Genomic DNA, 22,276 nt, shown 5'->3' with positions numbered 1-22,276 from the left:
AGACAGGGTAGAGTACAGGAGGGAGAGAAAATGGCGCGCCCGGCACGATTCGAACGTGCGACCGCCTGGTTCGTAGCCAGGTACTCTATCCAGCTGAGCTACGGGCGCGTACTGCATCGAAGTTTAGACGCCGTGATACGACAGCGTTTGTTCCAACTTGCTTCACCTTAGCCTGAAGGCTTGAAAGGTGGCGCGCCCGGCACGATTCGAACGTGCGACCGCCTGGTTCGTAGCCAGGTACTCTATCCAGCTGAGCTACGGGCGCGTAATCGACAGAAGTTCCAACTCGAACCTTGCCGATGTTGCCATCGGAATGGCAAATGGCGGAGAGAGAGGGATTCGAACCCTCGATGGGATTTCTCCCATACGCCCTTAGCAGGGGCGCGCCTTCAGCCACTCGGCCATCTCTCCGAACAACGGCGCGCATATTACCATGTTTTTCTCAAAGGACAAGGAAAAACTTCAATAAAATTAAGCGATTAGCTCATTTTATTGGCAAACGCGCGCGCTCGAAGCAGGCCCTACAGATCCTCCTCGCCGTCGGGATTGCCCATCTCGCGCTGAATACGCTGATAGATTTCTTCCCGATGCACGGCGACATCCTTCGGTGCGTTGACACCGATTCGAACCTGGTTTCCTTTAACACCCAATACAGTCACGGTGACTTCGTCACCGATCATCAGCGTTTCACCCACGCGGCGAGTCAAAATTAACATGTAAGATCTCCTAAGTTATCTGGAACGTTCCTGATATCCAGTTCCTGTATGGCTTGTCGTCGTTGTGACCGATCCCGCGGGATCAGGATCCCTCTCGACAAACGAACCTTCAGTATTGACCACATACGTCAAAATTACAGCCGGACGGCGCACATTTTCAGACATGAACGCACAAATCCGACCCCTCTTCCCTGTCGGAACGCCGGGGCAGCGGCCTTCCGTTCTCCATTCTCATGCCGGTTCCCGCCGGGAACCGGCATTCGATCATCGGTTTTGCTCGCGGGCATCCAGCTCGAAGGCCGAGTGCAGCGCGCGTACCGCCAGTTCAAGGTATTTTTCGGCAATGACCACTGATACCTTGATCTCGGAGGTGGAGATCATCTGGATATTGATGTTCTCCGCCGCCAGTGTATCAAACATCTTGGATGCAACGCCCGCGTGCGAACGCATGCCGACGCCGACGATGGACACCTTGGCGATATTGGAATCACCCCGAACCTCGCGGGCGCCCAGATCGTTGGCGACTTCGGTCAACACTTTCTGTACACGCTCGAAGTCGTTCCGGTGCACCGTGAAGGTGAAGTCGGTGGTGTTGTCGTCCGCAACGTTCTGGACAATCATGTCGACTTCGATGTTGGCCGCGCTGACCGGCCCCAGGATGCGGCTGGCGACACCGGGGATGTCGGGCACGCCCAAAACCGTCAACTTGGCTTCATCCCGGTTAAAGGCAATTCCTGAAATGACGGGCTGTTCCACTTTGTATTCTTCCTCCAGCGTGATCAGGGTGCCCGGTCCATCTTGGAAGCTGGACAGGACGCGCAACGGAACATTGTACTTGCCGGCGAATTCGACCGAGCGTATCTGCAATACCTTGGACCCGAGGCTGGCCATTTCGAGCATTTCCTCGAAGGTGATCTTGTCGAGTCGGCGGGCGTCGTCCACGACCCGGGGGTCGGTGGTATAGACGCCGTCGACGTCGGTGTAGATCTGGCATTCGTCGGCTTTCAGCGAGGCGGCCAGTGCGACGGCGGTCGTATCCGATCCGCCACGCCCCAAGGTGGTGGTGTTGCCGAGTTCGTCAACCCCCTGGAAGCCGGCCACGACGACGACCCGGCCGGCCTTGAGGTCTTTTTGCATGTGTTCGACGTCGATGTGCTGAATACGCGCTTTGGTATGGGCACTGTCGGTGACGATGCGGACCTGGTCGCCGGTGTAGGAGCGGGCTGAGCAACCCCGCTTTTGCAGGGCCATGGACAGCAATGCGATGGTGACCTGCTCGCCGGTGGAGAGGAGGACGTCCATTTCTCGGGGGTTGGGCTGGTCGGTAATGGCGTCGGCCAGTCCCAACAGTCGATTGGTTTCTCCGCTCATGGCGGAGACGACGACGACGACATCGTGGCCGTCGTCGCAAAATGTCTTGACCTTGTCGGCGACGTGTTCGATGCGCTCGGTGGTGCCCACCGAGGTGCCGCCGTACTTCTGAACGTATAGCGCCATTTATTCCGTTCCGAATCCTGCTTCGATCCGCTTGTTTTCCCGGCTGATTGCCTCCGGGGCCTATTTCGAGTTCCGGTCACACGGTGCCGGGAACCCGCACCGGCTACCGGGGTTGCTCCCTCGGGGCCGGCGTGGACCCATCCATGGGGCCTAGACCGCAGCATCCATGCTGCGCACTTCCCCGATGGAGCAACCCCGGCATCCGGCGCTCATCCATTCGGGTCACTCTAATTTCCCAATACAGCGCTTGATTTGCTCAGGCCAGTTTATCTTCCGCCCAGCCTTGAACGGAAGCCAGCGCTTCGCCCAGCTTGCCGGGTTCGCTGCCGCCGGCCATTGCCATGTCGGGTTTGCCACCACCTTTGCCGCCGACCTGCCCGGCGACGAAGTTGACCAGTTCGCCGGCCTTGACCTTGGCGGTCTGATCTTTGGTGACACCGGCGGCGAGCTGGACTTTGCCGTCGTTGACCGCCGCGAGGACGATAACGGCCGACTGCAGTTTGTCCTTGAGCTGGTCCATGGTGGTGCGCAATGTCTTGGCGTCGGCGCCTTCGAGTTCGGCGGCGAGCACTTTGACGCCGTTGACCGTTTGGGCACTGGCGGCGAGGTCGGAACCGGCGGACGAGGCGAGCTTGGACTTGAGCTGTTCGACGGTTTTTTCGAGTTCCCGCGTGCGCTGCTGAGCCTGTTGGGCGCGGTCGAGCAACTGGTCGGGCGCGCATTTGAACAGGCCGGACAGTTTGGCCAGGCGGTCGTCCTGTTGGTGGACGGCGGCGAGTGCGTAGGGGCCGGCAACGGCTTCGATGCGGCGTACGCCTGAGGCGATGCCGCCTTCGGCGACGATGCGCAGCAGGCCGATGTCACCGGTCCGGTTGACGTGGGTGCCGCCGCACAGTTCCATGGAGAAGCCGTCCTTGCCCATGGTCAGGACGCGGACTTCACTGTCGTATTTTTCGCCGAACAGGGCCATGGCGCCTTTGGCCTTGGCGCTGTCGATGTCCATCAATTCGGTGGTCACCGGGGTGTTGGCGAGGATCTGTTCGTTGACCCGGTTTTCGATGGCGCGCAGTTGTTCGCCGGTCACGGCTTCGAGGTTGGAGAAGTCGAAGCGGAGCTTGTCGTAGGTGACCAGGGACCCTTTCTGCTGGACGTGCTCGCCGAGGATTTCGCGCAGCGCGGCGTGCAGCAGGTGGGTGGCGCTGTGGTGGCGCATGGTGTTTTCGCGTTCTTCGCGCGCGACGGTGGCGGTTAGCCGATCGCCGATCTTGACGGCGCCGTTCCGGACGCGGACCTGGTGCAGGTGGTGACCCTGGAGTTTGGTGCAGTCGTCGACGGCGATCTCGCTGTCGTTATTGCTCATGACGCCATGGTCGCCGACCTGGCCCCCGGATTCGGCGTAAAATGGGGTGCGGTCGAGTATGACGATGCCGCTGTCGCCGGCGTTAAGGCTGTCGACGCGTTCCTCGCCTTTGAGCAGCGCGATGACTTCACCCTCGGCGACCAGGGCGTCGTAGCCAAGGAAGTCGGTCTGGCCGTCGAGACCGAGGTCGACGTCTTTACTCATGCGGAATTTGCTGGCGGAACGGGCACGCTCGCGCTGGGCTTCCATGTGTTCCTCGAAGCCTTCGAGGTCGATCTCGAGGTTTCGCTCGCGGGCGACGTCGGCGGTGAGGTCGGCCGGGAAGCCGTAGGTGTCGTAGAGACGGAAGATCAGCTCACCGGGCAATGTGTTGCTGTCCAGGGCTGCAATGCCGTCTTCGAGGACCTGCATGCCGTTGTCGAGCGTGCGGGCGAACTGTTCCTCCTCGAGCAGGACAACCTTCTTGACGTGGTCCTGCAGATTGGCCAGTTCCGGATAGGCTTCGCCCATCTCGTCCACCAGGGCGTCGACCAGTTTATGGAAGAAGGTGTCTTCCTTGCCGAGCTTGTAACCGTGACGGATGGCGCGGCGCATGATGCGGCGCAGCACGTAGCCGCGGCCTTCGTTGGACGGCAGCACGCCATCGACGATGAGGAAGGCGCAGGAACGAATGTGGTCGGCGATGACGCGCAGCGAACGGTTTTCGACGTCGGTGCAACCGGTTTCGGCCATGACGGCCTTGATCAGGTTCTGGAACAGGTCGATTTCGTAGTTGGAATGGACCTGCTGCAGAACGGCGGCCAGGCGTTCAAGGCCCATGCCGGTGTCGATCGACGGATTGGGCAGTGGTACGCGCGTCCCGTCGTCGAGCTGATCGTACTGCATGAAGACCAGGTTCCAGATTTCGATGTAGCGGTCGAGGTCGTCGTCGGGGCTGCCCGGAGGTCCACCGGGGACTTCGGGGCCGTGGTCGTAGAAAATCTCGGAACTCGGACCGCAGGGGCCGGTGTCGCCCATCATCCAGAAATTATCGTCGATCAGTCGGGACAACCGATCGGCGGGCACGCCGATTTCGTTGATCCAGATGTCGGCGGCTTCGTCGTCTTCATGGTAGACGGTGACCCAGAGGCGTTCTTTGGGCAGGCCGAGCTCTTCGGTCAGGAAGGTCCAGGCGAAGCGGATGGCGTCGCGCTTGAAGTAGTCGCCGAAGCTGAAGTTGCCGAGCATTTCGAAGAAGGTATGGTGCCGGGCGGTGTAGCCGACGTTTTCCAGGTCGTTGTGTTTGCCACCGGCACGAACGCAGCGCTGGGAGGTCACGGCCCGGCTGTAGGGGCGCTTGTCTTTGCCCAGAAAGACGTCCTTGAACTGCACCATGCCGGCGTTGGTGAACAGCAGGGTCGGGTCGTTGCCCGGTACCAATGGGCTGCTGTCGACCAGGGTATGGCCTTCTTTTACGAAATAGTCGAAAAAGCGTCGGCGTATTTCGGATGTCTTCATGTCGGTCTGGCGTCCTGTTCCGCAGGTGTTGCACCGGTCGCTGGTTGGCCCGGCTGAATTCGTCGATGGGGTGGGAATCGCCCGGATTACAGGCTGAGGAATCGTATCACCCCAAAGGGCGCCAATAGTACACAGAAGGCGGCGGGGACACCAGTAGACAGCGGGTTTCGGGGTGATTGTGCGGATTAATCGACCCCGGAAGCCTTCAAAGCATCCAACGCACTCATGGTCTGGTCCGTATCGAACCCCCGATACGCTAAAAAACGCGCTATCCGGGCCTTGACCTTGGGATCGGCCACATCGCCCTGCCCCAGTTTCCGTTCGGCCGCTTCGAGCGCCAGTGCATACCAATCCTCTTCGGAGGCGTCGAGCAAGTCGTTGATCTGCTCGGCGATACCCTTCCGCCGAGCTTCATGGCGAATACGAATGGGGCCGCGACTGCGGGCGATCTGGGTGCGGAGAAAGGCTTCGGCAAAGCGTTCGTCGCTTTGCAGACCGGTGTCGATCAGGCGTTCCAGCGCGGTTTCGATGGCGCCGTCGTCTTCCGGGAACTTTTGCTGGAGTTTGGTGCGCAGCTCGGCCTGGCTGTATTCGCGCCGGGCAAGCAGGTTGAGTGCGGCGTTCCAGGGGGTGTCGGACATGATTTGCCTTTGGCTGTGATCGATGGGGCCGTCAGGTCCATTCCGACAGCCCGGGAGTTCAATCCTCGTCTTTGGGACCTATCCAGGTGAAGGGGTTGTGCGCCACTTCCCAGAGATAGCCATCGGGATCGGCGAAATAACCGGAGTAGCCGCCCCAGAACACTTTCTGGCCTGGCTTGACCAGCTTGGCGCCAGCATCGACGGCTTGCTGCAGAGTTTCGTCGACCAGAGCGTCGGATTCAACATTGTGGGCCAGAGTGACTCCGCTGAATCGGCCTCCATCGGAGGGTACACCAGCGTCTTCCGCAAGGTCTTCACGTCCATACAGGCCGAGCCAGGTGCCGTTTAACGAGAAAAAGGCAACATCGTCGGAATCAAAGTCCGTTTTCGGAAATCCGAGGGCCTGGTAAAACCATACGGAGGCCTGTACGTCTTCAACCCCAAGCGTGATCATGCTGATTCTTGGTTTCATGGCGATTCCCTGTTTGTTGACTGCGTCTATAAAGAAAACGCCGTCAAAAGACAGCGTTTTCGGAGTCGGAACAGCCGCGTGATCGTGGTTGCGGCTGCACACTAAACTCGCCAGGCCATGCGGTTGCCGCCCTCAGACGGTGAGCGCCATCAGGCCTTGGCTTCGGATTTGGCCTTGGGGTCCGCCTTGGCCTCTTTCGCGCCTTTGTCGTCCTTCGCCGGCTGTTCGGCTTTTTCATCTTCGGCCGGTTGGCTGGTGACCAGGTAGGCTTCACGGATCTTGCTTTCGATGGCCTGGGCGGTCTCGGCATTGTCCTCGAGGAACTTGGCGGCGTTGGCCTTGCCCTGCCCGATCTTGTCGCCCTGATAGCTGTACCAGGCGCCGGCTTTTTCGATCAGGCCGAGCTTCACGCCGAGGTCGATGACTTCGCCCATGTGATAGATGCCACGACCGTAGTGAATCTGGAATTCAGCCTGCTTGAACGGCGGTGCGACCTTGTTCTTGACCACCTTGACCCGGGTTTCGGAACCGACCACTTCGTCGCCTTCCTTGATGGTGCCGGTGCGACGGATGTCGAGACGGACCGAGGAATAGAATTTCAGGGCGTTGCCGCCGGTAGTGGTTTCCGGGCTGCCGAACATGACGCCGATCTTCATCCGGATCTGGTTAATGAAGATGACCGTGCAATTGGCGGTTTTGATGTTGCCGGTGATCTTGCGCAGCGCCTGGGACATCAGACGGGCCTGCAGGCCGACGTGCTGGTCACCCATTTCACCTTCGATCTCGGCCTTGGGCACCAGCGCGGCGACGGAGTCGACGACGATGACGTCGACGGCGTTGGAGCGCACCAGCATGTCGGTGATTTCCAGCGCCTGTTCGCCGGTATCCGGCTGGGAAACGAGCAGGTCGTCGACATTGACGCCCAGCTTGTTGGCGTAGGACGGGTCCAGTGCGTGCTCGGCGTCGACGAAGGCGCAGGTGCCGCCCGCCTTCTGGGCTTCGGCGACGACTTGCAGTGTCAATGTGGTTTTACCGGAGGATTCCGGGCCGTAGATCTCGACGACTCGGCCCTTGGGCAGACCGCCAATACCCAGTGCGATGTCCAGACCCAGCGAGCCGGTGGACACCGACGGGACCTGGATGTGCTTCTGATCGCCCATGCGCATGACCGATCCTTTACCGAATTGGCGCTCGATCTGGCTCAGCGCCGCTGACAGGGCTTTTTCTTTATTGGCGTCCATCATCATCCCCCAGATGAAAATAACTGTATGTATGACCAGTATTCTTGCACAGGTTTTATTCAGCTGGCAAGGGCAATTTTTTCGAGTTGTGATTCAGAGCTGCTGAAGCAGCCCGGAGAGTGCGGCGACGATGCTCTGTTCGCGCACCGAGGCGCGGTCGCCTTCGAACTGGTGGCACTGGGCGCGGAGCCTATCACCGGGCAGGGCCCAGCCGATCCAGACCGTGCCGACCGGTTTTTCGGCACTGCCGCCGGTCGGGCCGGCGACGCCGGTCACGGAAATGCAGCAGTCCACGCCGGCGGCCGCGCGTCCGGCCGACACCATGGCCAGGGCCACTTCTTCGCTGACCGCGCCATATTGATCGATCAAATCGGGATCCACCCCCAGGGCGGTCTTCAAGGCGTTGGAATAGGTGATCCAGCCACCCTCGTACCAGTCCGAACTGCCGGATTTGTCGGTCAGCACGCCGCCGATGCGCCCGCCGGTGCAGCTTTCCACCGTGGCCAGCCGCAGTTGCTTGTGGGTCAGTTGGCGGGCCAGTTGATCCACCAGGTCGGTCAGTACTGTCATTCGTTTCATCCTGTGGTTGATTCGAATACCATGAGCGGTCTTTTCAAGGACCTACAGAATCGACTCAAGCATGTCGCAAATCAGCCCCAGTAAAAAGCAACACACCCCGATGATGCAACAATATCTGCGCATCAAGCGGGAACATCCGAATGACCTGGTGTTCTACCGCATGGGGGACTTCTATGAACTGTTCTACAACGACGCGGTCGAAGCGGCCCGGCTGCTGGACATCACCCTGACCCAGCGCGGTCAGAGTGCCGGTGAACCGATTCCGATGGCGGGCATTCCGTACCACTCCGCCGAAGGGTATGTCGCCCGCCTGGTGCGCCAGGGTCATACGGTGGCCATCGCCGAGCAGATCGGCGACCCCAACGCCGCCAAGGGCCCGGTCGAGCGCAAGGTGGTGCGGGTACTGACCCCGGGCACACTCAGCGACGAGGCCTTTCTGAACGATCGCCAGGAAAGTCTGCTGGTCGCCATGCTGCCGGCCGACGATCGGTACGGACTGGCGGCGCTGGATATGGCCTCGGGCCGTTTCACCGTCCAGGCGCTGGATGGTCTGGAAGCGTTGACCGCGGAGCTCGAACGGCTGCGGCCGAGCGAACTGCTGCTGCCTGAAGACGCGCCGGCGCCGGAACTGGGCACACAGACGGCGATTCGCCACCAACCGGTCTGGCTGTTCGACCTGGACAGTGCCATGGAGCGGCTGACCACGCAAATGGGGACACGCGACCTGACCGGCTTCGGCGTCCAGGACATGCCGCTGGCGCTGCAGGCCGCCGGCTGTCTGCTGACTTACGCGGCCGATACCCAGAAGAGCACCCTGCCCCACATCCGCTCCATCGTCCCCGAACGTCATGACGACTCGGTCATTCTCGACGCCGCGTCGCGCCGTAACCTGGAAATCGACGTCAATGTGCGCGGCGAGGAGGTCCACACCCTCTTCCAACTGATGGACCACTGCGCCACCAGCATGGGCAGCCGCCAGTTGCGGCGCTGGCTGGGACGACCACTGCGCGATCGCCAGGAACTGCGTCAGCGTCAGCATGCGGTGGCGACCCTGGTCGACGACTTCGTGTTCGAACAGGTCAAGGCGACCCTGAAGCCCATCGGCGATATCGAACGGGTGTTGTCGCGGATCGCACTGGGCTCGGCCCGACCGCGCGATCTGGTCCGCCTGCGCGACGCCATGACCCAGCTACCGGCCCTGCAGGAACACCTGACGCCGCTGGACGCCCCGCGCCTGCAAGCCCTGAAGGATGACCTGCACGAGCAACCGCACTGGACCGATGTCCTGAACCGTGCCGTTATCGACAACCCGCCGGTGGTCATCCGCGACGGCGGCGTCATCGCACCGGGCTTCGATGAAGAACTGGACGAACTGCGCGGCATCGACGACAACGCCGGTGAATTCCTGATCCGTCTCGAGGAACAGGAACGCGAACGGACCGGCCTGTCGACGCTCAAGGTCGGCTACAACCGGGTGCACGGTTACTACATCGAGATCAGCAAGGCTCAGGCCCGGGAAGCACCGGACGAATACATCCGTCGTCAGACGCTGAAAAACGCCGAGCGCTTCATCACCCCGGAACTGAAAGAGTTCGAGGACAAGGCCCTGAGCGCGAAAAGCCGTGCCCTGGCCCGTGAGAAGTTCCTCTATGACGCCCTGGTCCGCGAGCTGGCCGAGGACCTGCCCAATCTCCAGACCATGGCCCGCGCCCTGGCCGAACTGGACGCCCTGGTGTGTCTGGCCGACTGTGCCGACCGCTACAACTGGACGGCTCCGGAACTGACCGATGAGGCGGAACTGATCATCGAGGAAGGCCGCCACCCGGTGGTCGAGGCGGTGTCCGACAGCCCCTTCGTGCCCAACGACCTGACGCTGGACAACCAGGCTACCACCCTGGTCATCACCGGTCCGAACATGGGCGGTAAGAGCACCTTCATGCGTCAGGCCGCAGTGATCGCCCTGCTCGGCCACATCGGCAGTTTCGTCCCGGCCACCCGGGCGCGCATCGGCAGCATCGACCGCATCTTCACCCGGATGGGCTCGTCCGACGACATCGCCGGCGGCCGGTCGACCTTCATGGTGGAAATGACCGAGACCGCCAACATCCTGCACAACGCCACGCCCAACAGCCTGGTGATCATGGATGAGGTCGGACGCGGCACAAGTACCTTCGACGGCCTGTCCCTGGCCTGGGCGGCGGCCTCCCATCTGGTGCGGCAGACTCGGGCGCTGACGCTCTTCGCGACGCACTATTTCGAGATGACCGCGCTGCCGGAACATCTGGGCAATGCCCACAACCTGCATCTGGACGCCACGGAGCATGACGACAAACTGGTGTTCCTGCACCGGGTTCAGCCGGGACCGGCGAGTCAGAGTTTCGGGATTCAGGTGGCGAAACTGGCGGGCGTTCCGGACGGTGTGATCGATGCGGCCCGGCGCAAGCTGGATGAGCTGGAACAGGTGCCGGCGTCACAGCCGAGCCGGACCGTCTCGGTCCAGGAGGCTCCACCGGAACCGTCCGGCCCGATGCAGGCGGACCTGTTCGCCCCGGCCAGCCAACACCCCATGGTGGATGAACTGGCCGACCTCGATTTGGACAGGATGACACCGCTTGAAGCGTTGCAGTGGCTTTATCATCACAAGAAGACCTTGTAGCACTGGGAGCGCCGGCCTGTTGTGCCGCTGGGATGCTACGGTGCCACCGCTATTGGTGCCTGGGTATGTTTCTGTGCCATGGGTCCGTGCCGGGGGTGGGGTAGGCCCCATCGGGGTCGCCGTAAATACATCCATGTAGGCTAGACGGCGGCATCCATGCCGCCGACTTCCCCGTTGGGGCCTACCCCACCCCCGTCACTCAGGGCTGCGACAACTCAGACAGACAGTAGGGTGGGCACCGCCCACCAGAAATTTCACCGGGTTTCTGTCACATACATGGTGGGCAGCCGAAGCCGGGGTGCCGGATCAGACGTACCGACCCTACGGCTCTTTGGAACGTTAGGTGCCAACCTGCGGTTTTGTCGGATTACGGCCCTTCGGGCCTAATCCGACCTACGTGTTGCTACGCGCCGCCCATGGAGAGAAATCTGTTGAATGGACGATGTTGATTCAATAGTGAGTGCCAGGGGAGGGGGTAGGTTCTATCGGGGATGTGCGCAGCAGGGATGCTGCGGTCAAGCGCCCATGGACGGGTTTACAGCGACCCCGAGAGAGCCTACCCCCTCCCCTGGCACGGACCATTGGCACAACACCACGCCCAGCCACCAAGAACCGAGGCACCATTAAACCCACAGCCACGACCCCAAACCGACGGGTTTTATAGGCGATTCAACCAAAAAGTGCTCTGTTTATTGCCAGTGGTTATAAAAGTGTCGGCAAAAGGTCTTAGATCCAGCTTGAGGGGGCGGGGGGTCATCACTAGAATACGCACACATTTCGATTTTGAATATTGGGGAGAGGGACCCGATGGCATTTATTGTTCTCGAGAACTGTATTAAGTGTAAATACACCGACTGTGTGGAAGTCTGCCCGGTCGACTGTTTCTATGAGGGTCCGAATTTCCTGGTGATCCATCCGGACGAGTGCATCGACTGTGCTCTGTGTGAACCGGAATGTCCGGCCGAGGCCATTCTGTCCGAGGATGAAGTGCCGGAGGATCAGGTCGAATTCATCGAACTGAACGCCGAACTGTCGGAGGTGTGGCCGAACATCACCGAACGTAAGGACCCGCTGCCGGATGCGGACGAGCAGAACGGCGTGCCGGGCAAGCGGGACGCGCTGGAGCGCTGAGTCTCACTCGCGGAACTACACACCATAAAAAAAGAGCGCCCGAGGCGCTCTTTTTTTATGTCTTTCCGTCGCCCGGATCAGGCACCGAACAGGGCGGTCGCCGACAGGCCTTGTTTCTCCATGATGTCGCGCAGCCGACGCAGCGCTTCCACCTGGATCTGACGCACCCGCTCACGGGTCAGGCCGATCTCGCGTCCGACCTCCTCCAGCGTGCTGGTCTCGAAACCGCGCAGGCCGAAACGACGGGCCACCACTTCACGCTGTTTCTCGGACAGGTCGTCCAGCCAGCCGTCGATGCTGGAGCGAAGATCGTCGTCTTGCAGGGTTTCCGACGGGTCGGCCGACTTCTCATCAGCGATGGTGTCGAGCAGGCTTTTCTCGGAGGCCGGCCCCAGGGGAGTATCGACCGAGGTGACGCGTTCGTTCAACGCCAGCATCTTCTTGACGTCCTCGACGGGGCGCTCAAGCAACTCGGCGATGTCCTCGGCGGTCGGCTCGTGATCGAGCTTCTGGGCCAGCTCGCGAGCGGCACGCAGATAGACGTTCAGTTCCTTGACCACATGAATCGGCAGACGGATGGTGCGGGTCTGGTTCATGATGGCGCGTTCGATGGTCTGGCGAATCCACCAGGTGGCGTAGGTGGAGAAGCGGAAGCCGCGCTCGGGGTCGAATTTCTCGACGGCGCGAATCAGACCGAGGTTACCTTCCTCGATCAGGTCCAGCAGTGTCAGACCCCGGTTCAGGTAGCGACGTGCAATTTTCACCACCAACCGCAGGTTACTTTCGATCATGCGTTTGCGACCGGCGGACTCGCCCTTTTGCGCCAGGCGCGCAAAGTAAACTTCTTCTTCGGGGCTGAGCAGCGGCGAAAAGCCGATCTCGTTGAGGTACATCTGAGTGGCGTCGAGTGAGCGCTGCAGGCCGCTGTTGTTGCTCACCGCGTCGCGGAATTCGGTGTCTTCGGAGTCGGTGTCGACGCTGTCCTGTTCGGTCGCGTCCGCATCCCCTTTCAAAGATGCCAGGTCTTCGTCGAAGCTGGAGGAGTCCAGGTAGTCGGTGTACTGCTTGAATTGATCTTCCGCCAAGGCGGAGTCATGTTCCCGGAGTGCTGCCATAGTCGTTCACCTGTGCGTTTTGGTCGGTTATCGGCCGACCGGAGGCTTGACTTGAACCGGTTATCGTTGGGGCAGATACCTCATAGGATCAACCGGTTTGCCCTCTCGCCGTATTTCGAAGTGTAAGCCTGGCTGGTCACCCTGCTTACCCATTCTGGCGATAACCTGCCCCCTTTCCACTCGATCCCGCTCCCCGACCAGCAACTCTTGATTGAAGGCGTACGCACTCAACAAAGCGTCACTGTGTTCGAGGATGATCAAATTCCCGTAGCCGGGCAGGCCATTCCCCGCGTAGACGACAGTACCTTCTGCCGCCGCTCTGACAGAATCTCCAATCTGCCCGACAAGATCAACGCCTTTCCGATCGGACACATTCGGGTTAAATGTTCGCACTATTTTCCCGCCGTGCGGCCAGTTCCAACTTATATTCGCGTTGGAGGCGGACACGGATGCACCTTCTTTGACGGCACTCTCTTCCTTGTTAACTTTTGTAACAGTCTGTGACGATGACGTTTGAGGTCGATTGGACGAAGGTGTCGGTTTCGGCTCCGATTGACGGACCGGAGGCTCAGCCTCGCGCAATACCAGTGTTTGACCGACAAAGATGGTGTAATCGGAACCGATGTCATTCGCGGCCGCCAGCTTCTTGTAATCCAGTCCGTAACGAAAGGCGATCGAATAGAGAGTATCGCCTCGGCGAACCTGGTATCGGCCTGGATTGGGCGTGGTAGAGGGGCTGACGGTAGGTCGGGTGGTTTGGGATGTCGTTCCCGACGAGGGTTTCGGGCGACCTTCCAGGGACGAATAGGCGGCGTTGTTGAAGCATCCCGTCACCATGACGGCGACGGTCAGCCCACCCAACAATTTTGACGCTATTTGGCTGCCCAATTTCAACGACTCGCCCCCTGATTTGACCATTGGTCGAAATCACCCCTAACACTGTTCACTGTACTGTAATATTCCGTAACCGAACGACAAACGGGTCTATTAAGATTAATTAATCTAAAAACCTTACGGTTTTAGAGGATATTTGTGAGTTATCTCTAACTTATGATTTGACAACACTGAATGACTCGCTTTTCCAGGTCAGTCCAATCACCGTTAGAGCGCCTAACAGCATCGCACCCAGGCATCCCGCCAACAAGGCGGAGCTGCCGCTCAGTTGTTCATATTGACCGGGCAGCAACCACTGTTGCTCATATTGCCAGGGCCATACCTTGACCAGGGCACCCAGAATAAAACCGAGCATGAAGCCCATAACCCGATCATGCCAGCGCTTGAGTACCCAGTTCAAAAACCGGCTGAACACCAGAATGCCGACCAGACACCCGAGTGCCACCCAACCGACGATGATCAGGTCCCGTTGATGAACGGCTTCGACGACAGCCGGGTACAGGCCCAGCAACAAGAGGATGAAGCTGCCGGAAATGCCGGGTAATAACATGGCGGATATGGCCAGCGCCCCGCCCAATATCAGGGTGGGAGGCGAGACACCCAGTTCCAGCCCGGTGGAAAACGCGATACCGGCGGCAATGACGGTTCCGGTCAGCATCAGGACGGCATCCAGCCGATGCCAGACCTGGCGGCGCATGAGAACGATCAGTGACGCGGCGATCAACCCCAGGAAGAAGGACCAGAGCAGTTGCGGATAGGTCTCCAGCATCCAATGCACCGCGTTCAACACGCTGATCAGGCTGGTCAGGATGCCAATGCCCAACGTCAGCAGGAAGGGGCCGTCCAGTCGCTCCCAGACGGAGCGGACGTCTCCCCGGACGAGATCGCGCAGCATCGACACCCGGAACGAAGCCAGTGCGCCGATCAACCGTTCATAGATGCCGGTGATCAGGGCCATGGTGCCGCCGGACACCCCGGGAACGGCGTCCGCGGCGCCCATGACGGCGCCTTTGAAAAACCACTGGATAACAGCCTTTATCACGTGTTTTGCACTCCTTTGAGCATGGGGACGAACCGCACCGGCTCCACCCGGCGGGTATGCAGGTCGTCGCCGTCCCGTTCAATCACGGTCAGATATTGTTCTTCGGTACCGAGCGGCAGAATCAGCCGCCCGCCATCGGGCACCAGTTGATCGATCAGTTCGTTCGGCACTTCTTCGGGTGCCGCTGTCGTGAGAATGACATCGTAAGGCCCCTGGCTCGGCCAACCGAGAAAACCGTCGTCCATTTTCAGGCGGGCGTTGTAGATTTTCAGTAGCCGCAACCGCTCACGGGCTTTTTGCTGCAGCGGCTTGATGCGTTCGACCGAGAATACCTCGTCGACCACTTGCGCCAGTACCGCCGTCTGGAAACCCGAGCCAGTCCCGATTTCAAGGACCCGTTCATGATGTCGGGCCCCCAAGACCAGCTCGGTCATGCGCGCAACAATGTAGGGTTGCGACAGGGTTTGACCGTAACCAATGGGTACGGCCGTGTCTTCGTAGGCTTTGTGACCAAGCGCTTCGTCCACGAAGATATGACGCGGTACCTTGGCGAAACACCCCAGTACCCGGGGGTCGCGAATACCCTTCTCGAACAATCGCTCGATAACCCGCTGGCGGGTCCGTTCGGAGGTCATACCAATCCCCTGAAGGTTCATGGATGCCGGTCCTCCTCCAGCGTCACGGCTTCACGCAACGCCATGGTGGCGTAGCTGCCGGCGGGCAGGAAAAACCGGAACACCGGATCGCCCGCGTCCCAACTCAATTCGCCGCCTTCCGGGTAGACCCGGGTTTTACGACGCGCCCGCTGCATGCGCCGGGCGCTAAGCCCTTCCAGCCACTCCTGCTCGTCGGCGAGTACCGTCGATTCCCAGTCGTCGATCGCTGTGGTTTCACCGGTCCGGTCACCCGGCAGGCTGGCGGTGGGCGACAGACGACCATCGGCCAATCGGTCCAGATCGTCCGGACCCGGCTGTTCACACAGAAAGCCCCCCTGCCCTTCGCGGAACTGGGCGAAATCCCCCGGTAAGAGCCGGTTCCAGGTTCCATCTTCCACTCGACGGGCCAGTAGCGTATTGAACAGGTAACTGCGTACCGCGGACAGGTGGATACTCTGCTGACCCCGTGGCAATTTGGCCTCGCCCCGAAACCACTGGCGGGCCCGCTCCAGGTTGGCACCGCCCGAACCGAACCGTTGCAACCCGAAATAGTTGGGCAGCCCCTGTTCAACCAGGGTGTGCCAGCGCTCGGTCAGCGCATCGGCATCCCCGTCGAACTGGCGCAGACGGATGGTGAAACGGTTACCGACCAGTTGACCGGTCTTCAGTTTGCGCGGATGACGGTCCTGGGACAGGACTCGCACGCCATCGATCACCAGGGGCTGAACGGGATCGGCGCGCCCGGGAAGGTGCAGCGAAAACGTCTGGGTGGTCACCGCGTGGCGGTCCTTCAGACCGGCATAGCTGACCGCGCGCAGCGGCAGGTTGGCCCAGCGCGACAGCTGACGGGCCAGCCAGGCGGTATTCTGTCCGGTCTTCTCAACCGTTAACCAGAGGTGTTCGCCCTCGCCCGCCGGGCTTTCGGGCAAGACTTCGTCCACCCGAAAGTCTTCCGGGCGATCTTTCAACACGGCGCGGCCGATCGGGCCGCCCCAGGCATACGGCAGGGAGTCCATCGTCATGTTCGTTCCAGCAGGCATACGGCCTCGGTGGCGATGCCTTCCTTGCGGCCGGTGAAGCCGAGTTTTTCGGTGGTGGTGGCTTTGACATTGACCTGGTCCGGATCGGATTCCAGCGTTTCGGCGATGGTGCGTTTCATACTGTCCTTATGGTCTTTCAAGCGGGGCGTCTGGGCGATGACGGTCACATCGAGGTTGACCAGCCGGTAGCCCAGCGCTTTCACACGGCTGTAGACTTCGGTCAACAGCCCGCGACTGTCCGCACCGGCCCAGGTGGCATCGGTATCCGGGAAAAGCTCGCCGATGTCGCCGAGCGCCGCGGCCCCGAGCAGGGCATCGCAGACGGCGTGCAACACCACGTCCCCGTCGGAATGAGCCAGCAAAGCGGCCTGTGCCGGTACCCGTACGCCGCCCAGTTTGATATCGGTCGGGCCGGAGTCGGCGTCAAACCGGTGTACGTCGAAACCATGGCCGATTCTTAGAGTCATCGCTGTTCCAACCGCCCTTGTTGCATCAAATAGAATTCAATCAGCGCCCGGTCTTCCGGACGCGTCAATTTCAGGTTGTCGCGCGCGCCTTCCACCAGATCGACCGGGAATCCGGCCCGTTCCATGGCCGAGGCCTCGTCGGTGATGGTAACGCCGGCCGACAAGGCCGACGCCAGAGCCTGTTTCAATTCGCCGAACCGAAAACACTGCGGCGTCAAAGCCGACCAGAGCTGACGGCGATCGATGGTGGAGACCGCGTCTCCGTCCCGACGTTTGATGGTGTCGCTGACCGGCGTCGCAAGCAGGCCACCCCGGCCGGTGCGGTGACAATGGTCCAGCAGGCGCTCAATGTCTTCGACGCGCACACAGGGCCGGGCGATGTCGTGCACCAGCACCCAGTCCTGCTCTTGAGCGTTCAACGCCTCCAGGCCGGCCAGTACGGAATCGGCCCGCTCCTCGCCACCGACAGCCACGTCCAGGTTCGAATAGGATCGCGCGATGTCGCGCCCCTGGGAGTCGGATTGCGCCAATATCAGCAGGCGCCGGCCATCCAGCCGGACGTTCAGCCACAGATCGAGTGTCCACTCCATCAGGGTGCGGTCGGCCAGAGTGCAATATTGTTTGGGTCGGTCGTGTCCGAACCGGCGCCCAACACCGGCGGCCGGCAACAGCAGATGGTCGGTCATGGGGCTATGGATTCAGGTTCTCGGTGGGAATGACGTAAAAGACTTCCCCTTCCTTTACAAGCCCGAGATTACTGCGGGCCAGTTCTTCAACGGCATCCAGGCCGGATTTGAGGTCGTCGACGCGGGCGCGCAGTACCTGGTTGCGGGCTTCGCGGCGATCGATTTCGGCCTGCTGGCTGGCGATTTCGTCGTCCAGTCGTTGTACATCACGCCAGCTGTTCTCGCCGAACCAGAGGCGATATTGCAAAACGATCAGTATGAACAACAGGCTCAGTTGCAGCCAGCGCATGGCGCTCCTCGTCGGATTCCTTGATTTGGGGGCTATTCTGACTGATTCAGTGGTTGAGTGCCATTGGTTGTCGGGTTTGTGGTGGTCGTTTGGTGTCGGGAATCCGTGTCACAGGTGGGGGTATCCCCGCCAGGGGTCGCCGTATATACGTCCATGTAGGCTTGGCCGCAGCGTCCCTGCTGCGGACATCCCCTGGAGAGGATACCCCCACCTGTGACACTTGTTTTCCTGCCACCGTAAAAACCGACTTGCCACCGTCTCGTGATTTGCAAAGTCGTAGGGCAGAAGAGCCGAAGGCGTTATCTGCCTTGAGGGCGAAGCCCTATTCTCGCCCTGATCGCTTCAAAAAGCGGGCTTCGCCCGCCACGGCAGATAACGCCCCTCGGGCTCTTCTGCCCTACGGTTCGATCCGTGACATGGGCTGGATTAGAGTTTGGCACAGCTGTGAGCGAAGGGTACCGGTGTGTCTCTTGGCGGTCGTCGGTCCGCAGGGATGCGGACCGCCGAGCTTACATGGACGTACTTGCAGCGACCGCCAAGAGGCATACCGGTGCCCTTTGCGGGCCACTGGCGCTTAAAAAAACCCAGCCACAGCAGAATCCACTGGCACAAAAAAAGGGGGCCAAAGCCCCCTTGATCCAAACGACCCGAGTATTAACCCTGGCCTTTGATCTCTTTGAGGCCGTTGTAAATGGCCTTGTCGCCCAGCTCTTCCTCGATGCGCAGCAGCTGGTTGTACTTGGCTACGCGGTCGGAGCGGCACAGGGAGCCGGTCTTGATCTGGCCGGCGGCTGTGCCGACGGCCAGGTCGGCGATGGTCGCGTCTTCGGTCTCGCCGGAACGGTGCGAGATGACAGCGGTGTAGCCGGCGTCTTTCGCCATCTTGATCGCGGCCAGGGTCTCGGTCAGGGAACCGATCTGGTTGAACTTGATCAGGATGGAGTTGGCGACACCCTTGTCGATGCCTTCTTTCAGGATCTTGGTGTTGGTGACGAACAGGTCGTCGCCGACCAGCTGGATCTTCTTGCCCAGCTTTTCGGTCATGTAGGTGAAGCCGTCCCAGTCGGACTCGTCCAGGCCGTCTTCGATGGAGACGATCGGGTACTGTTCGGTCAGTTCGGCCAGGTAGTCGGTGAAGCCTTTGGAATCAAAGACCTTGCCTTCGCCTTTCAGGTTGTACTGACCGTCTTCATGGAATTCGGAAGCGGCGCAGTCCATCGCCAGGGTGACGTCGGTGCCCAGCTTATAACCAGCGGCCTCGACGGCTTCTTTGATGGCTTCCAGAGCGGCGGCGTTGCTTTCGAGGTTCGGGGCGAATCCGCCTTCGTCACCGACGGCGGTGCTCAGACCCTTGGTGCCCAGAACTTTCTTCAGGGCGTGGAAGATCTCGGCGCCGACGCGCAGGGCTTCCTTGAAGGAAGGGGCGGCGACGGGCTGGATCATGAATTCCTGGATGTCGACGTTGTTGTCGGCGTGCTCGCCGCCGTTCAGGATGTTCATCATCGGGACCGGCAGGCTGTATTGGCCCGGGGTTCCGTTCAGTTCGGCGATGTGTTCGTACAGTTCGACGCCCTTGTCCGCGGCGGCGGCCTTGGCGGCGGCCAGGGAAACGGCCAGGATGGCGTTGGCGCCGAAGTTGGATTTGTTCTCGGTACCGTCCAGTTCGATCATGGTCTTGTCCAGACCGGATTGATCGGCGGCGTCGAAGCCCAGCAGGGCGTCACGGATCGGGCCGTTGGCAGCGGCGACCGCTTTCAGTACGCCTTTGCCCAGGTAACGGCTCTTGTCGCCGTCACGCAGTTCCAGCGCTTCGCGGGAACCGGTCGAGGCACCGGACGGTGCGCAGGCGCGGCCGCGAGCGCCGGATTCCAGAATCACGTCGGCTTCCACGGTGGGGTTGCCCCGGGAATCGAGCACTTCGCGTGCTTTGATATCAACTATCTTGGCCATGTCAGACTCTCCTGAGAGTTCGGTCCTGAAGGTTCGGTCAGCCGCCTGGGCGGCTCATCCAATTGAAATCGTGCCGTGCTGAGTGTAGTGCCTGGTTTTGGTGTTGGACTACGACCTTTCGGCTCTAACAAAGCGTCATCCGATCCAACCCGAGGAGTCACTGTAGGGTGGGCACTGCCCACCACACGAGAGGCCAATGTCGCCGGCCTTTTAAGTGACCCTGTACGGGAAAGAGGCTTCCTTCGATGGTGGGCAATGCCCACCCTACGGATGATTGAATGCCTCATTCCACTGCTAATTTGTAATTTTATTACAAAACCGGCGCGCTGGATTATAGAGCTTTGGCGCCGGATTGCGAACCCCAATCAACCTTTCATCTGCCGGACGGCGCCGATGAAGCCACTGAACAAACCGTGGCCATCCCGCGGCGTAGAGGTGAATTCCGGGTGAAACTGACAGGCCACGAACCAGGGGTGATCGGGGTTTTCGACGATCTCGACCAGGGAACCGTCGACCGAGCGACCGGCGATGCGCAGGCCGGCTTTTTGTAAGTCTTCTACATAATGATTGTTGACTTCATAGCGGTGACGGTGACGCTCGACGATGCGGTCCTTGCCGTAACACTCGCGGGATACGGAATCCTCGGACAGCATGCATTCCTGACCGCCCAGACGCATGGTACCGCCGAGATCGGATTGCTCGTCGCGTTCGACCTTCTTGCCGTCGGCCTCGATCCACTCGGTGACCAGACCCACGACCGGGTGACGCGACTGGCGGTCGAACTCGGTCGAGTGCGCCCCTTCGAAACCGGCGACATTGCGCGCGAATTCGATGACCGCGACCTGCATGCCGAGGCATATGCCCAGGTAAGGGATCTTGTTTTCGCGGGCGTAGCGCACGGTGGTGATCTTGCCTTCGACGCCACGATAACCGAATCCGCCGGGTACCAGGATGCCCTGAACGCCTTTCAGGCAGTCGGTGCCGTCCTTTTCGATCTCTTCGGCGTCGATGAAGCGGATGTTCACCTTGGTGCGCGAGCGGATACCGGCGTGGTCGATGGCTTCGATCAGCGACTTGTAGGCGTCGAGCAGGTCCATGTATTTGCCGACCATGGCGATGGTGACTTCGCCGTCCGGGTTCAGCTTGCGATCGGTCACGTCTTCCCAGTCGCTCAAGTCCGGTTCGTGGCATTCCAGCGCGAATTTCTCGACGACGATGTTATCGAGGCCGGATTTGTGGAGCATGCCGGGAATACGATAAATGGAATCGGCATCCGGCAGCGGGATGACGGCACGCTCCTCGACGTTGGTGAACAGAGCGATCTTGCGCAGTTCCGCCTTGCCCACCGGCTGTTCGGAGCGGCAGACCAGGATGTCGGGCTGCAGGCCGATGGTGCGCAATTCCTTGACCGAGTGCTGAGTCGGCTTGGTTTTGACCTCGCCGGCGGTGGCGATGTAGGGCACCAGCGTCAGATGCATGGACAGGGCCCGGCGGCTGCCGAGTTCGACCTTGAGCTGACGCACGGCTTCGAGGAACGGCAGGGATTCGATGTCACCGACGGTGCCACCGACTTCGACCAGGGCGACATCGGCGTCGCCGGCGCCTTCGATAACGCGGCGCTTGATCTCGTCGGTGATGTGCGGGATGACCTGGACGGTACCGCCGAGGTAGTCGCCCCGGCGCTCTTTGCGCAGGACGTCCTGGTAGATGCGGCCGGTGGTGAAGTTGTTGCGACGCGTCATGGTGGTGCGAACGAAACGTTCGTAGTGACCGAGGTCGAGGTCGGTCTCGGCGCCGTCTTCGGTGACGAAGACTTCACCATGCTGGAAGGGGCTCATGGTACCGGGATCGACGTTGATGTAGGGGTCCAGCTTGAGGAGGGTCACCTTGAGCCCCCTGGCCTCGAGAATGGCGGCCAGTGAAGCCGATGCGATGCCTTTTCCCAAGGAAGACACCACACCGCCGGTGACAAAGATATAACGCGTCATAGAAGATCCCATCCGATGTTCGCTAGGTTGGTAAGGTGCCAAAAACGCCCGATATACAAACGCAATAACGGCCCCGGTGGCTGTTCTGTTGGGCCACGGAGCAATTCGTGCGAGGGGTTTTTGTGCGACTCAAGATGGGAGGCCAGAATAGCAAAAAGGGGCTGGTGGCTCAATTAGAATCTTTGGCTTCTTTATGTTTGGTGCCGGGAATACGCGGAGGATGCCGGCTGTACTCTCTCCGGGTCGCCGTGAATACCCCGAAGCGTCGGACCGCCCTGTAGGCTAGATCGCAGCATCCCTGCTGCGAACTCCCCTCCGTGAGCACAGCAGGCACCCTCCGCTAGCTCACACAGCCAAAA

At 60.6% G+C, this 22,276-nt stretch carries 19 protein-coding genes and 3 tRNA genes; 2 read left to right on the top strand and 20 right to left on the bottom strand.

The window, feature by feature from the left end; all coding sequences use genetic code 11:
• Positions 1-31: 31 nt before the first annotated feature.
• From IE111_RS15840 to IE111_RS15795, 10 genes are all read right to left on the bottom strand, one after another.
• Positions 32-108, bottom strand: a tRNA-Arg gene (locus tag IE111_RS15840).
• Between the two features lie 80 nt (positions 109-188).
• Positions 189-265: transfer RNA gene (locus tag IE111_RS15835), tRNA-Arg, on the bottom strand.
• Between the two features lie 56 nt (positions 266-321).
• Positions 322-411: transfer RNA gene (locus IE111_RS15830), tRNA-Ser, on the bottom strand.
• A 110-nt stretch (positions 412-521) separates the two neighbouring features.
• Positions 522-716: a carbon storage regulator CsrA gene (csrA, locus tag IE111_RS15825; protein ID WP_189610505.1), complete on the bottom strand. Its 195-nt coding sequence runs from the start codon at positions 714-716 to the stop codon at positions 522-524.
• 264 nt (positions 717-980) lie between these two features.
• On the bottom strand, positions 981-2,213 hold the full coding sequence (locus tag IE111_RS15820) for an aspartate kinase (protein ID WP_189610503.1): 1,233 nt from the start codon (positions 2,211-2,213) through the stop codon (positions 981-983).
• A gap of 256 nt (positions 2,214-2,469) precedes the next feature.
• The gene (gene alaS, locus IE111_RS15815; RefSeq protein ID WP_189610502.1) at positions 2,470-5,070 is read right to left on the bottom strand and encodes an alanine--tRNA ligase; all 2,601 of its coding nucleotides are present in this window, start codon (positions 5,068-5,070) and stop codon (positions 2,470-2,472) included.
• Positions 5,071-5,255: 185 nt separating this feature from the next.
• Positions 5,256-5,711, bottom strand: a complete 456-nt coding sequence (locus IE111_RS15810) for a regulatory protein RecX (protein WP_189610500.1) — start codon at positions 5,709-5,711, stop codon at positions 5,256-5,258.
• Positions 5,712-5,769: 58 nt separating this feature from the next.
• Entirely contained in the window at positions 5,770-6,183 is a 414-nt protein-coding gene (locus tag IE111_RS15805; RefSeq protein WP_189610497.1) for a VOC family protein, read from the bottom strand.
• Between the two features lie 149 nt (positions 6,184-6,332).
• Positions 6,333-7,424 carry a recombinase RecA gene (gene recA, locus IE111_RS15800; protein WP_189610495.1) on the bottom strand — a complete coding sequence of 364 codons (1,092 nt, stop codon included), beginning with the start codon at positions 7,422-7,424 and terminating at the stop codon, positions 6,333-6,335.
• Between the two features lie 93 nt (positions 7,425-7,517).
• On the bottom strand, positions 7,518-7,994 hold the full coding sequence (locus tag IE111_RS15795) for a CinA family protein (protein ID WP_189610493.1): 477 nt from the start codon (positions 7,992-7,994) through the stop codon (positions 7,518-7,520).
• Between the two features lie 70 nt (positions 7,995-8,064).
• Here IE111_RS15795 and mutS point away from each other — a divergent pair, with 70 nt between their 5' ends.
• Both mutS and fdxA read left to right on the top strand, forming a co-directional pair.
• Positions 8,065-10,659 carry a DNA mismatch repair protein MutS gene (gene mutS / locus IE111_RS15790; protein ID WP_189610492.1) on the top strand — a complete coding sequence of 865 codons (2,595 nt, stop codon included), beginning with the start codon at positions 8,065-8,067 and terminating at the stop codon, positions 10,657-10,659.
• A gap of 807 nt (positions 10,660-11,466) precedes the next feature.
• Positions 11,467-11,790: a ferredoxin FdxA gene (fdxA, locus tag IE111_RS15785; RefSeq protein WP_189610489.1), complete on the top strand. Its 324-nt coding sequence runs from the start codon at positions 11,467-11,469 to the stop codon at positions 11,788-11,790.
• Between the two features lie 77 nt (positions 11,791-11,867).
• Here fdxA and rpoS read toward each other — a convergent pair whose 3' ends face one another.
• The 10 genes from rpoS to pyrG all read right to left on the bottom strand — a co-directional run bounded on the left by rpoS (position 11,868) and on the right by pyrG (position 21,917).
• Positions 11,868-12,905 (bottom strand): RNA polymerase sigma factor RpoS, encoded by a 1,038-nt coding sequence (gene rpoS / locus IE111_RS15780; RefSeq protein ID WP_229805386.1) that lies wholly within the window; start codon positions 12,903-12,905, stop codon positions 11,868-11,870.
• A gap of 60 nt (positions 12,906-12,965) precedes the next feature.
• Entirely contained in the window at positions 12,966-13,799 is an 834-nt protein-coding gene (locus tag IE111_RS15775) for a peptidoglycan DD-metalloendopeptidase family protein (protein WP_189610487.1), read from the bottom strand.
• Positions 13,800-13,953: 154 nt separating this feature from the next.
• Complete coding sequence (locus tag IE111_RS15770; RefSeq protein ID WP_189610485.1) at positions 13,954-14,841, bottom strand: DUF368 domain-containing protein; 888 nt, start codon at positions 14,839-14,841, stop codon at positions 13,954-13,956.
• Positions 14,838-15,476, bottom strand: a complete 639-nt coding sequence (locus IE111_RS15765; protein WP_229805385.1) for a protein-L-isoaspartate(D-aspartate) O-methyltransferase — start codon at positions 15,474-15,476, stop codon at positions 14,838-14,840. The genes IE111_RS15770 and IE111_RS15765 overlap by 4 nt, the downstream gene beginning before the upstream one ends.
• 17 nt (positions 15,477-15,493) lie before the next feature.
• Positions 15,494-16,519 carry a tRNA pseudouridine(13) synthase TruD gene (truD, locus tag IE111_RS15760; protein WP_189610481.1) on the bottom strand — a complete coding sequence of 342 codons (1,026 nt, stop codon included), beginning with the start codon at positions 16,517-16,519 and terminating at the stop codon, positions 15,494-15,496.
• Positions 16,516-17,004: a 2-C-methyl-D-erythritol 2,4-cyclodiphosphate synthase gene (gene ispF, locus IE111_RS15755; RefSeq protein ID WP_189610479.1), complete on the bottom strand. Its 489-nt coding sequence runs from the start codon at positions 17,002-17,004 to the stop codon at positions 16,516-16,518. The genes truD and ispF overlap by 4 nt, the downstream gene beginning before the upstream one ends.
• Positions 17,001-17,690: a 2-C-methyl-D-erythritol 4-phosphate cytidylyltransferase gene (ispD, locus tag IE111_RS15750; protein WP_189610477.1), complete on the bottom strand. Its 690-nt coding sequence runs from the start codon at positions 17,688-17,690 to the stop codon at positions 17,001-17,003. The genes ispF and ispD overlap by 4 nt, the downstream gene beginning before the upstream one ends.
• 4 nt (positions 17,691-17,694) lie before the next feature.
• Positions 17,695-17,979 carry a cell division protein FtsB gene (ftsB, locus tag IE111_RS15745; protein ID WP_189610475.1) on the bottom strand — a complete coding sequence of 95 codons (285 nt, stop codon included), beginning with the start codon at positions 17,977-17,979 and terminating at the stop codon, positions 17,695-17,697.
• A 654-nt stretch (positions 17,980-18,633) separates the two neighbouring features.
• Complete coding sequence (gene eno, locus IE111_RS15740; protein ID WP_189610473.1) at positions 18,634-19,929, bottom strand: phosphopyruvate hydratase; 1,296 nt, start codon at positions 19,927-19,929, stop codon at positions 18,634-18,636.
• A 365-nt stretch (positions 19,930-20,294) separates the two neighbouring features.
• The gene (pyrG, locus tag IE111_RS15735) at positions 20,295-21,917 is read right to left on the bottom strand and encodes a CTP synthase (protein WP_189610471.1); all 1,623 of its coding nucleotides are present in this window, start codon (positions 21,915-21,917) and stop codon (positions 20,295-20,297) included.
• Between the last annotated feature and the right edge of the window lie 359 nt (positions 21,918-22,276).

It is taken from the genome of Saccharospirillum salsuginis, assembly GCF_014651855.1.
Taxonomy (GTDB): Bacteria; Pseudomonadota; Gammaproteobacteria; order Pseudomonadales; family Natronospirillaceae; genus Saccharospirillum; species Saccharospirillum salsuginis.
The sequence above is the reverse complement of the archived record's forward strand: the minus strand, read 5'-3'. Positions and strand labels throughout refer to the sequence as shown.